The organism is Maritalea mobilis, from assembly GCF_019800885.1.
Lineage (GTDB): Bacteria > Pseudomonadota > Alphaproteobacteria > Rhodobacterales > Rhodobacteraceae > Roseibacterium > Roseibacterium beibuensis.
Genome location: NZ_JAHVKE010000001.1, coordinates 1418368 through 1433935, shown reverse-complemented (window position 1 = coordinate 1433935; position 15568 = coordinate 1418368). Strand labels below are relative to the sequence as shown.

The 15568-nt window shown below is 65.7% G+C and carries 14 protein-coding genes and 1 tRNA gene; 4 read left to right on the top strand and 11 right to left on the bottom strand.

Features of this window, described 5'->3' with window-relative positions; translation table 11 throughout:
• Positions 1 to 4: 4 nt before the first annotated feature.
• Positions 5 to 1159 (bottom strand): glutamine-hydrolyzing carbamoyl-phosphate synthase small subunit, encoded by a 1155-nt coding sequence (carA, locus tag KUV65_RS06900; protein WP_222188795.1) that lies wholly within the window; start codon positions 1157 to 1159, stop codon positions 5 to 7.
• Positions 1160 to 1334: 175 nt separating this feature from the next.
• On the opposite strand from carA, the gene KUV65_RS06895 reads away from it, so the two are divergent.
• Entirely contained in the window at positions 1335 to 1826 is a 492-nt protein-coding gene (locus KUV65_RS06895; protein WP_222188793.1) for a GatB/YqeY domain-containing protein, read from the top strand.
• 55 nt (positions 1827 to 1881) lie between these two features.
• Here the strand turns inward: KUV65_RS06895 and KUV65_RS06890 are convergent, their stop codons facing one another.
• The 4 genes from KUV65_RS06890 to lipB form a co-directional block, all read right to left on the bottom strand.
• Entirely contained in the window at positions 1882 to 2430 is a 549-nt protein-coding gene (locus KUV65_RS06890; protein ID WP_222188791.1) for a DUF2244 domain-containing protein, read from the bottom strand.
• 6 nt (positions 2431 to 2436) lie between these two features.
• On the bottom strand, positions 2437 to 4335 hold the full coding sequence (locus tag KUV65_RS06885) for a cytochrome c oxidase subunit I (protein WP_261331607.1): 1899 nt from the start codon (positions 4333 to 4335) through the stop codon (positions 2437 to 2439).
• 151 nt (positions 4336 to 4486) lie between these two features.
• Complete coding sequence (locus KUV65_RS06880) at positions 4487 to 5119, bottom strand: exopolysaccharide biosynthesis protein (RefSeq protein ID WP_222188789.1); 633 nt, start codon at positions 5117 to 5119, stop codon at positions 4487 to 4489.
• Between the two features lie 112 nt (positions 5120 to 5231).
• On the bottom strand, positions 5232 to 5894 hold the full coding sequence (lipB, locus tag KUV65_RS06875; protein ID WP_222188787.1) for a lipoyl(octanoyl) transferase LipB: 663 nt from the start codon (positions 5892 to 5894) through the stop codon (positions 5232 to 5234).
• Between the two features lie 166 nt (positions 5895 to 6060).
• Between lipB and KUV65_RS06870 the strand changes: the two genes are divergently transcribed.
• A complete protein-coding gene (locus KUV65_RS06870; RefSeq protein ID WP_222188786.1) occupies positions 6061 to 7374 on the top strand; it encodes a peptidoglycan-binding domain-containing protein in 1314 nt (437 codons plus the stop codon).
• Positions 7375 to 7523: 149 nt separating this feature from the next.
• Positions 7524 to 7610, top strand: a tRNA-Leu gene (locus KUV65_RS06865).
• Between the two features lie 104 nt (positions 7611 to 7714).
• Here KUV65_RS06865 and KUV65_RS06860 read toward each other — a convergent pair.
• From KUV65_RS06860 to KUV65_RS06835, 6 genes are all read right to left on the bottom strand, one after another.
• Positions 7715 to 8026: a hypothetical protein gene (locus KUV65_RS06860; RefSeq protein ID WP_222188784.1), complete on the bottom strand. Its 312-nt coding sequence runs from the start codon at positions 8024 to 8026 to the stop codon at positions 7715 to 7717.
• A gap of 9 nt (positions 8027 to 8035) precedes the next feature.
• Complete coding sequence (locus KUV65_RS06855; RefSeq protein WP_222188782.1) at positions 8036 to 8275, bottom strand: FeoB-associated Cys-rich membrane protein; 240 nt, start codon at positions 8273 to 8275, stop codon at positions 8036 to 8038.
• A complete protein-coding gene (gene feoB / locus KUV65_RS06850) occupies positions 8272 to 10782 on the bottom strand; it encodes a ferrous iron transport protein B (RefSeq protein ID WP_222188780.1) in 2511 nt (836 codons plus the stop codon). The genes KUV65_RS06855 and feoB overlap by 4 nt, the downstream gene beginning before the upstream one ends.
• Positions 10775 to 11023 carry a FeoA family protein gene (locus KUV65_RS06845; RefSeq protein WP_222188778.1) on the bottom strand — a complete coding sequence of 83 codons (249 nt, stop codon included), beginning with the start codon at positions 11021 to 11023 and terminating at the stop codon, positions 10775 to 10777. Before KUV65_RS06845 ends, feoB begins: the two co-directional genes overlap by 8 nt.
• Before the next feature lie 132 nt (positions 11024 to 11155).
• Positions 11156 to 11941 (bottom strand): DUF4198 domain-containing protein, encoded by a 786-nt coding sequence (locus tag KUV65_RS06840; protein ID WP_222188776.1) that lies wholly within the window; start codon positions 11939 to 11941, stop codon positions 11156 to 11158.
• 363 nt (positions 11942 to 12304) lie between these two features.
• Complete coding sequence (locus KUV65_RS06835) at positions 12305 to 14086, bottom strand: ABC transporter ATP-binding protein (protein ID WP_222188774.1); 1782 nt, start codon at positions 14084 to 14086, stop codon at positions 12305 to 12307.
• A gap of 305 nt (positions 14087 to 14391) precedes the next feature.
• Here KUV65_RS06835 and KUV65_RS06830 point away from each other — a divergent pair, with 305 nt between their 5' ends.
• The gene (locus KUV65_RS06830) at positions 14392 to 15489 is read left to right on the top strand and encodes an ABC transporter ATP-binding protein (RefSeq protein WP_222188772.1); all 1098 of its coding nucleotides are present in this window, start codon (positions 14392 to 14394) and stop codon (positions 15487 to 15489) included.
• The last annotated feature ends 79 nt before the right edge of the window (positions 15490 to 15568 follow it).

Genomic DNA, 15568 nt, shown 5'->3' with positions numbered 1-15568 from the left:
CGTCTCAGGCCTTGACGCTGGCGTGCTCTCGGACGGCGGCGGCGAAGCGTTCAAACAGGTAGAAGCTGTCCTGCGGGCCGGGGCTGGCCTCGGGGTGATGCTGCACGGAAAAGACCGGGCGGTCGGCCATGCGAATCCCGCAATTCGACCCGTCGAAAAGCGAGACATGGGTCTCGATCACGCCCTCGGGCAGGGTCTGGCTGTCGACGGTGAAGCCGTGGTTCATCGAGGTGATCTCGACCTTGCCGCTTTCCACGTCCTTGACGGGATGGTTCGCGCCGTGATGGCCGTGGTTCATCTTGACCGTCTTGGCGCCGAGCGCGAGGGCGAGCATCTGGTGGCCGAGGCAGATCCCGAAGACGGGCAGGCCGGCGTCCAGCACGCCCTTGATCGCGGGAACCGCGTATTCCCCCGTCGCCGCCGGATCGCCCGGGCCGTTCGACAGGAAGACGCCGTCGGGCGACTGTGCCAGAACCTCTTCGGCGGTGGTGGTGGCGGGCATCACCGTCACGTCGCAGCCGGCGCTGGCAAGGCACCGCAGGATGTTGCGCTTGGCGCCGTAGTCGATGGCCACGACCTTGGGCGCTGGGCCTTCGCGCCTGGTGTAGCCCTCGGGCCAGGCCCACCGCATCTCGTCCCAGCGGTAGGATTGGGCGCAGGTGACGTCCTTGGCGAGGTCCAGCCCTTCAAGGCCGGCAAAGCCGCGCGCGGCGGCGACCAGCGCTTCGAGGTCGAACTTGCCCTCGGGGTCATGGGCCAGCGCCACGTGGGGTGCACCCTGCTGCCGGATGGCGCGGGTCAGGCGCCGGGTGTCCAGCCCGCCGATGCCGACGCGCCCGGTCTTTTCCAGCCAGTCGACGAGATGGCCCGTCGCGCGCCAGTTCGACGGATCGGTCGGGTCCCATTTCACGACCATGCCCTCGGCCACGGGATCGGCGGTTTCGTCATCTTCGGGCGTGACGCCGGTATTGCCGATATGGGGGAAGGTGAAGGTCACGATCTGCCCGGCATAGGAGGGATCGGTCATGATCTCCTGGTAGCCGGTCATGGCGGTGTTGAAGCACAGTTCTGCCACGCGGGTGCCGGTGGCCCCGAATCCGCGGCCGTAAAAGATCGTCCCGTCAGCGAGGGCGAGGCAGGCGGTGGGCGTCTGGGGCATGGGATCTCTCCGGTGGCAGCTGGCGGCAGGCAAATCGATGCGGGTTTAAGGATCGCGGCCGGTGCGGTCAAGCCACGGCGGTGCCCGATGCCGCGCTGCGGCGGGGGGAGTTGTGAGCGCGTGCCCTTTTCCCTATCTAGGCGCCTTGGATAGTCCTGAAAGGGGGCCGAACACGATGAGCCAGACAGTGAACACTGGCGGGAACGGGGGCACGCTGCGCGAGCGGATCACCACCGGCCTGAAAGATGCCATGCGCGAGAAGGACCAGACGCGGCTGTCGACGCTGCGCCTGATCAATGCCGCGATCAAGGACCAGGACATCGCGGCGCGCGCCAAGGGCAATGCCGATGGCGTGGGCGAGGACGACTTGCTGGGGATTCTCGGCAAGATGGTCAAGCAGCGCCAGGAAAGCGCCCGCGCCTACGAGGAAGGCGGGCGGCTGGAACTGGCCGAAAAGGAGCGCGAGGAAATCGCGGTGATCGAGACCTACCTGCCGCGCCAGCTAGACGAGGACGAGGTCGCGGCGGCCATTGACGAGGCGATCGCCGAGACCGAGGCGACAAGCCTGCGCGACATGGGCAAGGTCATGGGCGTGCTGAAGGGCAAGTATACCGGCCAGATCGATTTCGGCGCGGTCGGCCCGATGGTGAAAGAGCGCCTGAGCTAAGATCTCACCCCGGCGTCCGCGATGGGCGCCGGGGTGGGGCATTCCCGCAGAAGGGTCAGGTCGGGAGGGGCCGCAACTCGCGCTCCAGCGTCGATTTGAGCTGACTGCGTTCGCCCGGTGTCAGGAACGACCCGAGTTCCACTTCGCGCCCGCCGCCCGACAGCGTCAGGTAGTTGGGCACCGGCCCCCCTTTCCCATGCAGTGAGACGCGGACCCAGTAGGGGTTGGCCTCCCAGTCGAGCGGGGTGGCGCGGCGCGGCTCGTGCCGCTCGATCCGGATCAGATCGTCCCAGATCGTGATCTCCTCGAACAGCTCCATGTCGCGCCAGGACCGTTTCAGCGAGAACCAGATCCCGGCGATGGCCGCCGCCATGAATGGCAAAAGCGCCCAGAAGACCGACGTGCCGAGCACGGGGAAGAGCGGCACGGCGATCAGGGCCGCCGTGACGCCGATGAACCAGACGAACCCTTCGGGTGTCAGCGACTTGTGCGGGGTCAGCAGAAGCTGGAGACGCGGCGCGCCGCGGCCCTCGCCCCCCTGCCCGGACGAGAAGGCCCCGGACGATGCCGGGGCCTCCTGTCTGTAATGCGTTTGGATCGGCATGGCCCCTCAGTGGTGCGGCTGGCGATCCCACATCTCGCGCGTCGGCAGCTCCTCGAAGGTGTGCTCCGGCGGCGGGTTGGGCAGGGTCCATTCCAGCGTATCCGCATGCTGGCCCCAGTAGGCCGGTTCCTCGACACGGCGGCCGGCGAAGAGCGCGTAGGCCACGATCCCGAGGAAGAACAGGAACGACGCGAAGGACAGGAAGGCGCCGATCGACGAGACGTAGTTCCAGGTGGCGAAGGCCTCCGGGTAGTCGATGTAACGGCGCGGCATGCCCTGGCGACCCAGGAAGTGCTGCGGGAAGAAGGTCAGGTTGGCACCGATGAAGAACAGCCAGAAGTGCAGCTTGCCGGCCCATTCCGGGTACTGCCGGCCCGACATCTTGCCGAACCAGTAGTAGATGCCCGCGAAGATGCCAAACACGGCCCCGAGGCTCATCACGTAGTGGAAATGGGCCACGACGTAGTAGGTGTCGTGATAGGCCCGGTCCACGCCAGCCTGCGACAGGATGATGCCCGTCACACCGCCGACCGTGAAGAGGAAGATGAAGCCGATGGCGAACAGCATGGGCGTCTTGAACTCGATCGAGCCCTGCCACATCGTGGCGATCCAGCTGAAGATCTTGATGCCCGTGGGCACCGCGATCACCATCGTGGCGACCATGAAGTAGGCCTGCTGCGTCAGGGTCATGCCCACGGTGTACATGTGGTGCGCCCAGACGACGAAGCCCAGGCCACCGATCGCCACCAGCGCGTAGACCATCGGCAGGTAGCCGAAGATCGGCTTCTTCGAGAAGGTCGAGACCACGTGGCTGATGATGCCGAAAGCCGGCAGGATCACGATGTAGACCTCGGGGTGCCCGAAGAACCAGAAGATGTGCTGGAACAGAACCGGGTCACCGCCGCCCGACACATCGAAGAAGGTCGTACCGAAGTTGCGGTCGGTCAGCAGCATGGTGATGGCGCCCGCCAGAACCGGCAGCGACAGCAGAAGCAGCCAGGCCGTGACGAAGATCGACCATGCAAACAGCGGCACCTTGTGCAGCGTCATGCCCGGGGCCCGCATGTTCAGGAAGGTGGTGATGATGTTGATCGAGCCGAGGATCGAGCTGGCGCCCGACACGTGCACGGCGAAGATCGCGAAGTCCACGGCGCGGCTGGTCGGCGCGTCCTGCCACGACAGCGGCGGGTAGAACGTCCAGCCCGGGCCGGCGCCGCCGTCGATGAACACGGCGCAGAAGGCCAGCGCGGTGCCCGCGACATAGAGCCAGTAAGACAGGTTATTCAGACGCGGGAACGCCATGTCCGGCGCACCGATCATCAGCGGCATGAAGTAGTTGCCGAAGCCGCCGAAGAGTGCGGGGATGACCACGAAGAACATCATCAGGACGCCGTGACCGGTGATCAGGACGTTCCACAGATGCCCGTCGGGCGTGCCGTCAAGCTGGTCGCGCAGCCCCAGCAGGGTCGACGCTTCGGCCGGGTTGGCCGATGCGGCGGCGGCGTCCAGAACGTCGATCACTTCGGCGCGCAGCGCACCGTCGATGACCACGCGGGCCTCGTCCCCGGTGCCCGACACGGCGCCCAGGATCGAGCCTTGAAGGCTGGACAACTGATCGGCGAAGGCGTTGGTGCCGCCACCGGCCGTGGCCAGGGCCTCACCGGCGCGGGTGAAGATGTTCTCGATCATCCCCGGAGCGCCTTCGAATGCGACGTACATGTACTGCACGCCGGGCTCCATCAGCTCCATCCGCATGTAAACGGTGAAGATCACCGATACGAGGCCGACAAGACCCGCGGTGAAAAGATATAGAAGCCCGATATCCTTGTGATTGGTGGACATGAACCACCGGGTGAAAAAGCCCGGTCGCTCGTGGTCATGCCCTGAAAGGGTGGCGTCTGCCATGGTCGTCTCCCGTCAGTATTCTGCACGGGTGGTGTCGACAGAATCCTCCCCGCGCGTTTCCTCTGGGCATCGTTCTATCAGGGCGGTCGTTGACGGCGCAACGCATACGCGTCAATCGGCCACACGTTTCGGGCGAAAAACTTGTCTCAGATCAAAGCGCAGCAGTCGCGGCGGTTCCGGCGGTCAGGATCACGCCGAGGGCAAGGATCATGGGCACGCCCGCGACGATGGCCCAGAGGCCATCGCGGGTCAGGATGGCGAACCCCGTCAGGACCACGGCCATCGCCATGAGCGAGGACGAAAACGGCAACAATTCCATGAAGGGCATGGCAAGGCCGCCCAGGCCGCAGAGCAGCAAGAGGACCCGCGACATGGGCGGGGTCGTCAGCACGCGCAGGCGCGGACGGCTTTGACGATCAAGAAACCGCGCGAGCGGCCGCAGCTTGTCCACGGCGCGATCGAGGCGGTCGCGGGGTACCGAACGTTGGCAGAGCCATTTCGGCAACCACAGGCTGTGTCGCCCGGCGGCCAGTTGCAGCGCGATCCCGGCGATGGTGAGGCCCGCAAAACTGGACAGAAGCGGGATCCCCGACAGCGGCGAGACGACGATCAGGGCAACGGTGATCAGCACCGGCAGCACCCCGGCCCGCCCGAAAGCGTGCAGAACCGTTTGCAGGGTCGGCGGTTCCGTCGCGTGATCGTTCAGATCGGCGACGTCGTTCAGCAGGTCGGTCAGGCTTTGCGGAGCATAGTCGGCCTGCGATGTGGGCGCGATATCGGGCATCAGGCCTCCTGTGGTGCGGCCCGTGGATGCGCGCGCAGCGCCGGGCCTCTGCGATCAGGAGGGCAACGTGGTTATGGATCGGATGGTTCCGTGGCCGGTTGCCTCGGCGCGGTCAGAAGACCTGGTCGCTTGCGAACACCTCGTCGAAGGTGCGTTTCAGGGCGACGTCGAGGTCGTCCATCGTCACCAGCAGGCCCAGGTCGACAAGGCTGGTGACCCCGTGCCCCGAGATGCCGCAGGGCACGATCCCGTCGAAATGGTCGAGATCGGGGTCCACGTTGATCGAGATGCCATGGAAGCTGACCCATTTGCGGATGCGCACGCCGATGGCGGCGATCTTGTCCTCGCGCGGGGTGCCGTCGGGCAGGGGGGGCTTCTCGGGGCGGGCGATCCAGACGCCGACGCGACCGGGCCGGATCTCTCCGCGGAGGTTGAACTCGGCCAGCGCCGCGATGACCCAGGTTTCGAGGCTGGTGACGAAGCGGCGGATGTCGCGGCCGCGCTTGTTCAGGTCCAGCAGGACATAGGCCACGCGCTGTCCCGGCCCGTGATAGGTGTATTGCCCGCCGCGCCGCGTCTCGTAGACCGGGAAGCGGTCGGGCATGCGCAGATCGGCGGGATTGGCCGAGGTTCCGGCGGTGTAGAGCGGTGGATGCTCCAGCAGCCAGATACACTCGCCCGCCTCGCCGCGCGCGATGGCGTCGGCGCGGGCCTCCATCCAGGCGACGGCTTCGGGGTAGGGGACGGGGGCGTCCGATGTGATCCATTCGACCATGGCGGCGATATGCCCCGCGCGGACGGGTTTGTCACCCTCCGCAGCGCGGTTTCGAAAGGTAGGGTTTTCCGGAAATGCCCAAATTTTCCCCTTAGCCGGGGAAAATCCTGTGTTACGTTTCTCCAAGGTTATCCTTTGCTCGCATTACCCCGGAGGGACAAAAAACATGTTTGCGAAATTCCTGACCAGCGCCAGCCTGATCGCCGCCCTGGCCATTGCACCGGCCGACCGGGCCGAGGCGGATGCCGCCGACTTCATCGGCGGCGCCATCATCGGCGGCGTCATTGGTCATGCCCTGACGCAGGGCCAGCGCCCGCGCCCTGCCACCGGCACGCGCGTCGTGCGCCCCGGCATTCCAGCCACCCAGCAGGGCCGCGAAACCCAGACCGCTTTAAACTATTTCGGTTTCCAGGCGGGGACGGTTGACGGTCAGATCGGGCCGGGCACGCGGTCCGCGATCGAGCGTTTCCAATCGGCCATGGGCTACCCGGTGAACGGGCGCGAGTTCTCGTCCTACCAGTTCGATTTCCTGATGGACGCCTATTTCTGGGCGACCAACCAGGGCGGTGCACAGCAAACCGGCCTGCGCGGCCAGTCGCTGCTCTACGCCTATCGCGACAGCCTGCAGGGCGGGCCGGTGCAAAGCGGCTTCCCGCAGCCGCAACCGACGCAGCCTGCCACGACCGTGATCGTGAACCCCGCACAGCCGACGCCGGTTCAGCCTGCACCGGCGGCCGAGGCCGGGATGCCGAACCTCTTTGCAAACGCGCAGCCGCAGATGTCGCTGGCCAACAGCTGCAACGCGGTGATGCTGCAGACCTCGTCGAATGGCGGTTACGTGACGCTCGCCACCCTGTCCGAACCGGGGCAGGCCATGTCCGAGCAGTTCTGCGTCGCGCGCACCTACGCGATGGCCCGCGGCGAAGAGTTGATGGGGCAGATTGCGGGCCTGACGCAGGCGCAGATCGCCGAACAGTGCGGCACCTTCGCGGCCATGCTGTCGGACGAGATCGACCGCCTGTCGCTGATCGACCGCGCCCCGCTGGTCAGCGAGATGCAGACGGTTGTGGCCGGGACCGGCGTTGCCCCGGCGGACCTTGCCGCGACCGCGCGGGTCTGCCTGGCGGTGGGCTACGCGCAGGACAACATGCGGATGGCGGTCGGCTCGGCGCTGACGCTGGTGGCCTTGGGTGAACCTGCCTATGGCGAGTTGCTGGGCCACCACCTGCGCGAAGGCTTCGGCGCGAACACCCGCCGTGACCTGGCCGTGCAGTGGTACGATGCCTCGATCAGCGCACTGGAGCAGGGGGCGGATGCGGCCTTCATGCCCGGTCAGCCCGAACGCACGCCGCTGCTGCGCGCCGCGCTGATGCGGATGCAGGGCGCGCAAGGGGCCGCGGCCCCGGTTCCGGCGGCCCAGCCCGTGCTGGTTCCGGTGCCCAGCACGAACGCGATGCCGACCTTCCAGGTCAACCAGTAAGCCGCTTTCGCGGGTGAAACGGGGGCGGGCCCATGGTGGCCCGCCCCTGCTTTTTCGGGGATGCCCCGTCAGGGTGCAGATTTTTCACCGACCCCTCTTCACAAGGTCAAACCGCTCGGTTAAAGACCGCGCACCTACCGGGATCACGTGCGGTCGTGGCGGAATTGGTAGACGCGCAGCGTTGAGGTCGCTGTGGGGTAACTCCCGTGGAAGTTCGAGTCTTCTCGACCGCACCAATCACTCCAGAAGCGATAGATCAAACGCGCCTGCGGGCGGCGGTTTGGCGTGTCACGCCCGCCAGAGCGCGGGCGCGCGATTGATCTGGCTGAAGCGGCGCGCTTCAGTAGATCTCGTCGCTCGGGATGTCGATCTGGTGGCCTTCGCCGGCATCGAACAGGACGCGAAACGCGTCGCCGGGCTTGTCGAAGACAAACTCGCTGTTCTCGTCCATCGCGCCTTCGATCACGATCGTGTCGGTGTCGCCATAGACGACCATGCGCACGCCCGAGGCCGAGGCGCCGTCCGAGAACCCACCCTCGCACAGAACGGTTCCGTCGCCATTGTCGTAGCACGCGCAAACCGGCGTGTGGGCGGCGACCGCCCCGGCCGAGAGGATGAGGATCGGAAGGGCAAACAGCGGACGCATCAGCATGACATACTCCTACTTGGTGCTTTCGGTCTCGGGTTGGGTAAAGGCGGTGGCGACCGGACAGGGGCCCGGTCCCGATGTCGCGCAGCCGCTGCAGTCGCCGCAGCTTCCGCCCGATTGGAACCGGCGCCGCTTCTTGAGGGCGCCGCGGACGAGGTAGGCGAGGGCAAGCGCGGACAGGAACAGGATGAGCGCGGTTTCCGGCAAGCGGCTGCCGGTTTCGGCGGCGAGGTCTATGGTCGGGGTCGTCATGGGGCCACATCCTCGATCTCGGGCGCGGCCCGCTGTCTCAGATCGGGCAACCACGGTTTCGGCAGGGCGACGAGGAGCAGCAAGGCGAATGTGCCCAGCCAGACAGCTGTCATCGTCTCAAGCCCGGTCAGGCCAAGTGCCGTTGCGCTTTGGAAGACAACCGAGGCGACGGTGAGGCCGAGGATCGTGGGGAAGACGATCGAGAAGACCATCCAGCCGGTCGATTGCGTCTGCACCCGCACCATGATGACGGTGGCAAGGCACGGCGGGTAGAGCGCGAAGAACAGCATCAATGCCACCGCGGACAGCGCGGTGCGGCCCTCGGCGCGCTGCTGGTCGCCCATCCGATCCTCGAGCGCGCGGTTCTCGCCCTCTTCCTGGTCGAACAGCACCCCGAGCGTCGCGACCGAGCTTTCGCGCGCGGCGAAGGAGGACAGGAGCGCGATGTTGATGCGCCAGTCGAAATCGGCGAATTGCGTCACCGGTTCCAGCCCGCGCCCGATATGGCCGAGGAAACTGCTCTCGATCCGCTCGGACTGCATCTCGCGGCGCAGCGTGTTGCGGGCATTGGCCAGATCGCGCATGGCGCTGAAGGCCGCGCGGTCGGCCTCGGCGCGGCCGCGCAGCACGAAGGGGGCGAATTGCGGGTGGTTGTCCCGAATGCCCTGGTCCAGCGCCTCGGCCGCCTCGCGGCTGGACGCGTTCAGGCGGCGCGCCTTGTAGGTGCTCTGCACATTGACCAGCGAGATCAGGTCCTCGGGCGTCGCGACCGCGGCGAGGTTCGGGTTCCCCTCAAGCGCGGCGTAGAATTCTGCGATGACCGTTTCGCCGCGCGCCTCGAAGGCCGACATGCGATCCTCGGGCACGCCGGGGAATTGTAGCAGCACGTAGATCACCACGGCGATGGCGACGACCACGGTGCCGACCTTCTTGATATACATCCAGGTCCGGTCCGTGGCGCGGCGGGCGATGCCGGTCACGGTGGGCATGTGGTAACTGGGCAGTTCCATCACGAACGGCGCCGTGGGCTGCGTGGCCAGCACCGAGGAGGTCAGCAGCTTGGCCACCAGAAGTGCGGCAAGCACGGTGATGGTCGAAAGATAGAACAGCATCAGCCCCTTGGCGTCGGGGAAGTAGATGTTGATCAGCAGGGTATAGAGGGGGATCTTGGCCATGCAGTTCATGAAGGGCACGGTCAGGATCGTCGCCAGACGGGCGCGGGCGTCGGGGATGCCCTTGGTGGCCATAACGCCCGGCACCGCGCAGCCGCCCGCGAACACGCCGCCGAGGATGAAGGGCAGGGTGGACTGCCCGTGCAGGCCGAAGCGATGCAGGATGCGGTCGAGGATGAAGGCGATGCGGGCCATGTAGCCCGAATCCTCCAGGATCGCGATAAGCGCGAAGAGGATCAGGAAGATCGGCACGTAGTTCAAAAGCGTATTGACCGAATCCACGATCCAGAGCCCCAGCGACCGGATCTGCGGATCGACGAGGAAGCCCGCATCGGGAAGCATGCTGGCCGCTACGGTGCGCAAGCCCGCAAGGAACGGCCAGGTGAGATGCGTCAGTTCATAGCCTTGCACGATGGAAAGCTGGTAGATGACCCAGACCGTCGCGATCAGGAAGAGCGGCGCGACGAAGCGGTTGAGCAGCACCCGGTCGATCCGTTCCGAGACCGGAACCGTGCCATGCCTGGTGTCCTGCACGCAGTCGCCCAGGATCTCCGTCGCGCGCCGGTCGCGGGTCGCGCTGATATGATCTCCGGCGCTGAGGCCGTGGGCCTCTTCGAAGCGGGCGCGCATCGCGTCGGCGGCCTCGATCACGTCCGTTTGGCCAAGGCGGCTTACGCGTCCGATGGTTTCGCTGTCGTTTTCCAGCAGCTTGACCGCGTGCCAGCGCGACATCCGGCCATCGAGGCCGGGGATCGCGGAAAGGCGCGCGTGGAGCGCGGCCACGTCATCTTCAAGCGGGCCGTAGTTCAGGGTCGCGGGTACGGCCGCGGGGGCTTGGGCGGCCTCGGCGATGGCGCCCCGCAGCTCCTTGCCGCCCTTGCCGGAGCGCCCCACCATCGGCACGACCGGCGCAGTCAGGCGCCGTGACAGGGCGGGCAGGTCGATGGCGAGGCCGCGGCGCCTGGCGGCATCCATCATGTTGACCGCCACGATGACGCGGAACCCCATCTCAAGCAGTTGGAAGGTCAGGGGCAGCGACCGCCGCAGGTTCGTGGCGTCCACCACGTTGACGATGACGTCGGGCGGCTCATCCAGCAGCACTTGGCGCGAGACACGCTCTTCGGGCGAGAAGGCCGAAAGACTGTAGGCGCCGGGCAGATCGGTCACGTCGTAACGCTGCCCCTCCCACATGTAGGTGCCGGATTTCTTGTCGACGGTCACGCCGGGATAGTTGGCGATATGCTGCTGCAGGCCCGTCAGGATATTGAAAATCGTGGATTTCCCGCAGTTCTGCTGCCCCGCCAGCGCGATCCGTTGGTGATGTGGCTCAGTCATTGCAGATCTCGACATGGCGGGCCTCGGCCCGGCGCAGGGCGATGAACGTATCACCCACCTGCACCTCCAGCGGGTCGTTGAGCGGCGCGTTGCGCAGCACCCGGATCTCGCGGCCCGGCTGAAAGCCGAGGTCGAGCAGCCGTTGCCGCGTCGGGCCATGGCCATGCAGCCGGCGGATCGTGCATTGCGATGACGGGGCGACCTGGTCGAGACTGAGCAGCGTGTCGCAAGCCTCGGCCATCGGGCAGCCGGTGCCGTTCGCGACATCGCAAGTCGCGTTTCGATGCCTGCGCCGGTGGCGTAATCGCCAACCCCGTCCCTTGATCATGGCTCGTCTACCTTGTGTTCGTGCCCGAGATGCCCGGATTGCGCCTCACTCCATGTCGTAGGCGCGGATCCAGATCACGGCGTCCTGGCTGAGGTCCGTGCCGTCATGTTCGGTTTCGGGGCCCGCGCCGAGCGCGGCAAACCCCCAGAACCCGGCGCGCGGCACGCCGAAGGTGAAGACGCCGTTCTCGTCGGTCATGGCCACGATCGCCCCGCCCGGCATCGGCCCGACACTTGGGTCGCCCGCGGTACGGGTTTCCATGTCGGGTTCGGCGGCGAGGTATTCGACCTCGATTTCCGCGCCCGGCACAGGCTCGCCATCCGACAGAAGCTGCGCCGAGAAGGTCGATCCCGCGATCACGTTATAGGGCCGGTTCAGGGGCACGAACTCGGTCGGAAGGCCCACCGGCTCGTTCCAATCCGTGGGGATGCCGCCCTTGTTGAAATAGACCGTGGTCAACTGCTGGATGTAGATCCCTTCGGATTCCTCGAAATAGGGCTCGGGCACCAGCACGACGGTATAGTCGCCGTTACGCCGCACGGGCAGGGTCGCCTCGAAACCCGTGGCGCTGTTATGTGCGCCGGTGAAGGTCATCGGCGTCAGGCTGTCCGAGATGTCGATCCGCTCGCCGCGGAAGACGTAGAACAGCTCTTCGGGCGTGCCCATGTCCATCGCGTGCCCGTTTTCGAACGGATGCCAGAAGATCAGGTGCAAGGGCATCTCGGCGGGCGCGGTCGGGTTGGCTTCGGGGTTGAAGATCAACTGGAAATGCGCCGAGGCCGGCATGGCCAGCGCGAGGGTTGCCACCGTTGCGGTCAGAAGTCGTTTCATTGGGCAAAACTCCGAAATCTTTATCCCGGTCGATGCGGTTCCGTTGCGGTCGATGGCAGAGCCGAAACCATGTCGAGCGCGGCGTACACGAGTGACTCGTCTAATCCCGAGCAAATCAGTTGGTTTTCGCTTTATCGGTCTGTTTCCCAAGTCGCTCCTTGACCTGAATCAAGCGACGAGAACTTTCAGGTGCCGCGCGGCGAGGCTCTTGAGATGGTCCCGGCGTGCCGGGTCCGTCACCCGGATCGCTGAGTAACCTGCGGCCACTGGATTCGTGGTGTCGTGGTTCTGTCCAGAGGCTGCCGCCCGGGGGTGGGTTTTGCGCTGGAGAGGGGAACCCTGGGGGCTGAGGCGCGTCACCCCTCAGATGTTGGGGTCAATTCCCGCGGCCTGCAATTGGTGCAGCCGCCAATAGGCGCCTTTGCGTGCCAGCAGCTCGTCATGAGCGCCTTCTTCGACCACACGGCCCTCTTCCATGACGACGATCTTGTCGGCCTCGCGGATGGTCGAAAGGCGATGGGCGATCACGAGTGTCGTGCGCCCCTCGGCCAAGCGGTCGAGGGCCTGCTGCACCAGTTGCTCGGACCGGGCGTCGAGCGCCGAGGTCGGCTCGTCCAAAAGCAGGATCGGGGCCGATTTCAGCAGGGCGCGGGCGATGGCAACGCGTTGGCGCTGTCCGCCCGACAGGCCGGAACCGCGAGGGCCGACCTGGGTGTCGAGGCCGTCAGGCAACGTTTCGGCAAATTCCAGAACGGAGGCGTCCCTTGCTGCCTGCATCACCTCGGCGTCGCTCGCATCAAGCCGACCCATGCGGATATTGTCGGCGATGCCCTCGTCGAACAGGGCGGTTTCCTGCCCGACAACGGCGATGGAGCTGCGCAACGCGCCCAGGTCGATCCGCTCGACCGGCATGTCGCCGATGCTGATCCGGCCCGACAGCGGGTCGATCAGCCGCGTCAGGAGTGCAAAAACCGTGGTCTTGCCGGCCCCCGACGGGCCCACCAGCGCCGTGGTCTTGCCGGCCTCCGCGCGGAAGGACAGGCCGTGAAGGACCGTTGCATCGCCATAGGCGAAGCTCACATCGTCAAAGGTGATATCGCCAGCCGGCATCGGTTCCGGCTGCACTGGCGGCAGCACGCTGGGGCGCGCATCGAGCGCGGCGTAAAGGCGTTCGAGCGAGGCCATGGCTGTTTGCAGGCGCGCCGAGATCGACGAGAGGCGACGCAGCGGTTCGAAGAGAAGGCCGAGCGCGGTGAAGAAGGACATGAACTCGCCCATCGTCTTCTCGCCTGCGATGATCTGCGAGCCGCCGAAATAGACCACCACGACGAATCCCGCTGCGGCGACCAGATCGATCAGCGCGGGGTTCGCTGCCGACCCGGCCTGCGCCTTGACCGAGGGTTTCAGGAACCGCCTGGTTTCACGCGCGAACCTGCTGTCCTCATGCTCCTCAAGGCGATTGAGCTTGATCGTCTGGATGCCGTGAAAGATCTCGTCCAGCCGGTTCGAGAGGCTCGAGGCTGCCTCTCGTGCGCGGCGGGTGGTCTTGCGAATGTAGCGCTGCACCGCAAGCAACGGGAGCACCAGAAGCGGAATGCCGAAGAGCGCGAGCAGCGTCCATTGCCAATCCGTCCAGAGCATGACGGCGAGCAGCGAGACCATGGAAATCGCGTCACGTCCGAGCGACATGAGCGTGCCCGAGGCAACGCCCTGAAGCGACAAGGTATCGCCGCGCACCCGTTCGATCAGTGCACCCGGCGAATTGTCCTGGAAGAACCTCTGATCCAACGTCAGAAGATGCGAGACCAGCCGCGATTGCAGCGCCATCGTGACCTTGAGCCCGATGGTGACGACGATCAGGCGTTGGAAGAAACCGGCCAGGGCGCGGACGAGGAAAAGGCCGGCGATCAGGAGCGCGATCCACACAACGCCGTCCATCTCGCCCGCGGCAAAGAAATCGTCGAAGAGCGGCTGGATCAGCCAGGCGAAGGCGCCAAGCGCTGCGCCCTCGACCGACATCAGCATCGTGGCAAGCACCAGCATCGGCCAATGCTGCACGACATGCTCGCGCCAGAAGCGTCCGACCAGGCCGAGCCCCGGCTGGTCCGCGCCGACGTCGATATCGAGAGATTGCCGAGCGCTCATCGCAACGCCGCCTTCCCGGTCGCCTCGGGCGGGCGTTCGGAATGGGTCTGGGCAGGGCGGGACATCGGGTTTGTGCAGGGCACGGTTGCGGGCAAGCCTCGGGTCGGGACGGTCCAGACGGTGCTAAGGCAAGGTGCAAAGGCTTACAAGACGTCTCGGAAGCGCCCGAAAAGCAAGCAAATGCCGTTTCACAGGGCAGTTCTGTGGGGTCTGTTCCGGTAAATTGGTTGCAACATTGAAAGGGGCTTGTTTTATTGGCTGCCAAATTCCGGGGTAACACCGGGCGCACAACAGGGGAGTGAGGTTTGACCTCTAACGGAAACGACGCCTTCGTCGCGTTCGAGCGCGTGCAAAAGAGCTACGACGGTGAAACGCTCGTCGTGAAAGATCTGAACCTTGCGATCGGCAAGGGCGAATTCCTGACCATGCTTGGGCCCTCGGGCTCCGGCAAGACCACCTGCCTGATGATGCTGGCCGGGTTCGAAACGGCGACGCATGGCGAGATCACTCTCGACGGCAAGCCGATCAACAACATCCCGCCGCACAAGCGCGGCATCGGGATGGTGTTCCAGAACTACGCCCTTTTCCCGCACATGACGGTGGCCGAGAACCTCGCCTTTCCGCTGGAAGTGCGTGGCATGGGCAAGTCCGAGCGCGAGGGCAAGATCAAGCGCGCGCTGGACATGGTGCAGATGGGCGAGTTCGGCGGTCGCCGCCCGGCGCAGCTTTCGGGTGGTCAGCAGCAGCGGATCGCCCTGGCGCGCGCGCTGGTGTTCGAGCCGGAGCTTGTGCTGATGGACGAACCGCTTGGCGCGCTCGACAAGCAGCTGCGCGAGCACATGCAGTTCGAGATCACCAACCTGGCGCACAACCTCGGGATCACCACGGTCTACGTGACCCACGACCAGACCGAGGCGCTGACCATGTCGGACCGCGTGGCGGTGTTCGACGATGGCCGCATTCAGCAGCTCGCGCCGCCGGACGAGTTGTATGAAGAGCCGCAGAACAGTTTCGTTGCCCAGTTCATCGGTGAGAACAACACGCTGGAAGGCACCATCTCGAAGATCGGTGAGGACAGCTGCGAGGTGACGCTGGACGATGGCGAGGTGATCGACGCGCTGCCCGTGAATGTCAGCGAGGTCGGCGCACGCACCTTGGTGTCGATCCGTCCCGAGCGCGTGGAATACAACAAGGACCGGCTGTCGCCGGAGGCCCATACGATCCATGCCGAGGTGCTGGAGTTCATCTACATGGGCGACATCTACCGCACGCGTCTGCGCGTTGCGGGCAAGGATGATTTCATCATCAAGACACGGAATGCCCCGGATCAGCGTCGCCTGAAGCCGGGAGAGCAGATCGAGATCGGCTGGCGCCCGCAGGATTGCCGGGCGCTGGACGCTTGACATGGCCGAACAGCCGCCGGGTTTCCTTGGACGACCCGGTGGCGGCCCAATCACAACTAAAACCAATCGGAACGTGAAA

Coding starts and splice junctions, on each gene's coding strand:
- KUV65_RS06895 (WP_222188793.1), top strand. CDS start 1,335: ATGAGCCAGACAGTGAACACTGGCGGGAACGGGGGCACGCTGCGCGAG.
- feoB (WP_222188780.1), bottom strand. CDS start 10,782: ATGACTGAGCCACATCACCAACGGATCGCGCTGGCGGGGCAGCAGAAC.
- lipB (WP_222188787.1), bottom strand. CDS start 5,894: ATGGTCGAATGGATCACATCGGACGCCCCCGTCCCCTACCCCGAAGCC.
- KUV65_RS06860 (WP_222188784.1), bottom strand. CDS start 8,026: ATGCTGATGCGTCCGCTGTTTGCCCTTCCGATCCTCATCCTCTCGGCC.
- KUV65_RS06880 (WP_222188789.1), bottom strand. CDS start 5,119: ATGCCCGATATCGCGCCCACATCGCAGGCCGACTATGCTCCGCAAAGC.
- KUV65_RS06870 (WP_222188786.1), top strand. CDS start 6,061: ATGTTTGCGAAATTCCTGACCAGCGCCAGCCTGATCGCCGCCCTGGCC.
- KUV65_RS06855 (WP_222188782.1), bottom strand. CDS start 8,275: ATGACGACCCCGACCATAGACCTCGCCGCCGAAACCGGCAGCCGCTTG.
- KUV65_RS06885 (WP_261331607.1), bottom strand. CDS start 4,335: ATGGCAGACGCCACCCTTTCAGGGCATGACCACGAGCGACCGGGCTTT.
- KUV65_RS06890 (WP_222188791.1), bottom strand. CDS start 2,430: ATGCCGATCCAAACGCATTACAGACAGGAGGCCCCGGCATCGTCCGGG.
- carA (WP_222188795.1), bottom strand. CDS start 1,159: ATGCCCCAGACGCCCACCGCCTGCCTCGCCCTCGCTGACGGGACGATC.
- KUV65_RS06845 (WP_222188778.1), bottom strand. CDS start 11,023: ATGGCCGAGGCTTGCGACACGCTGCTCAGTCTCGACCAGGTCGCCCCG.
- KUV65_RS06835 (WP_222188774.1), bottom strand. CDS start 14,086: ATGAGCGCTCGGCAATCTCTCGATATCGACGTCGGCGCGGACCAGCCG.
- KUV65_RS06840 (WP_222188776.1), bottom strand. CDS start 11,941: ATGAAACGACTTCTGACCGCAACGGTGGCAACCCTCGCGCTGGCCATG.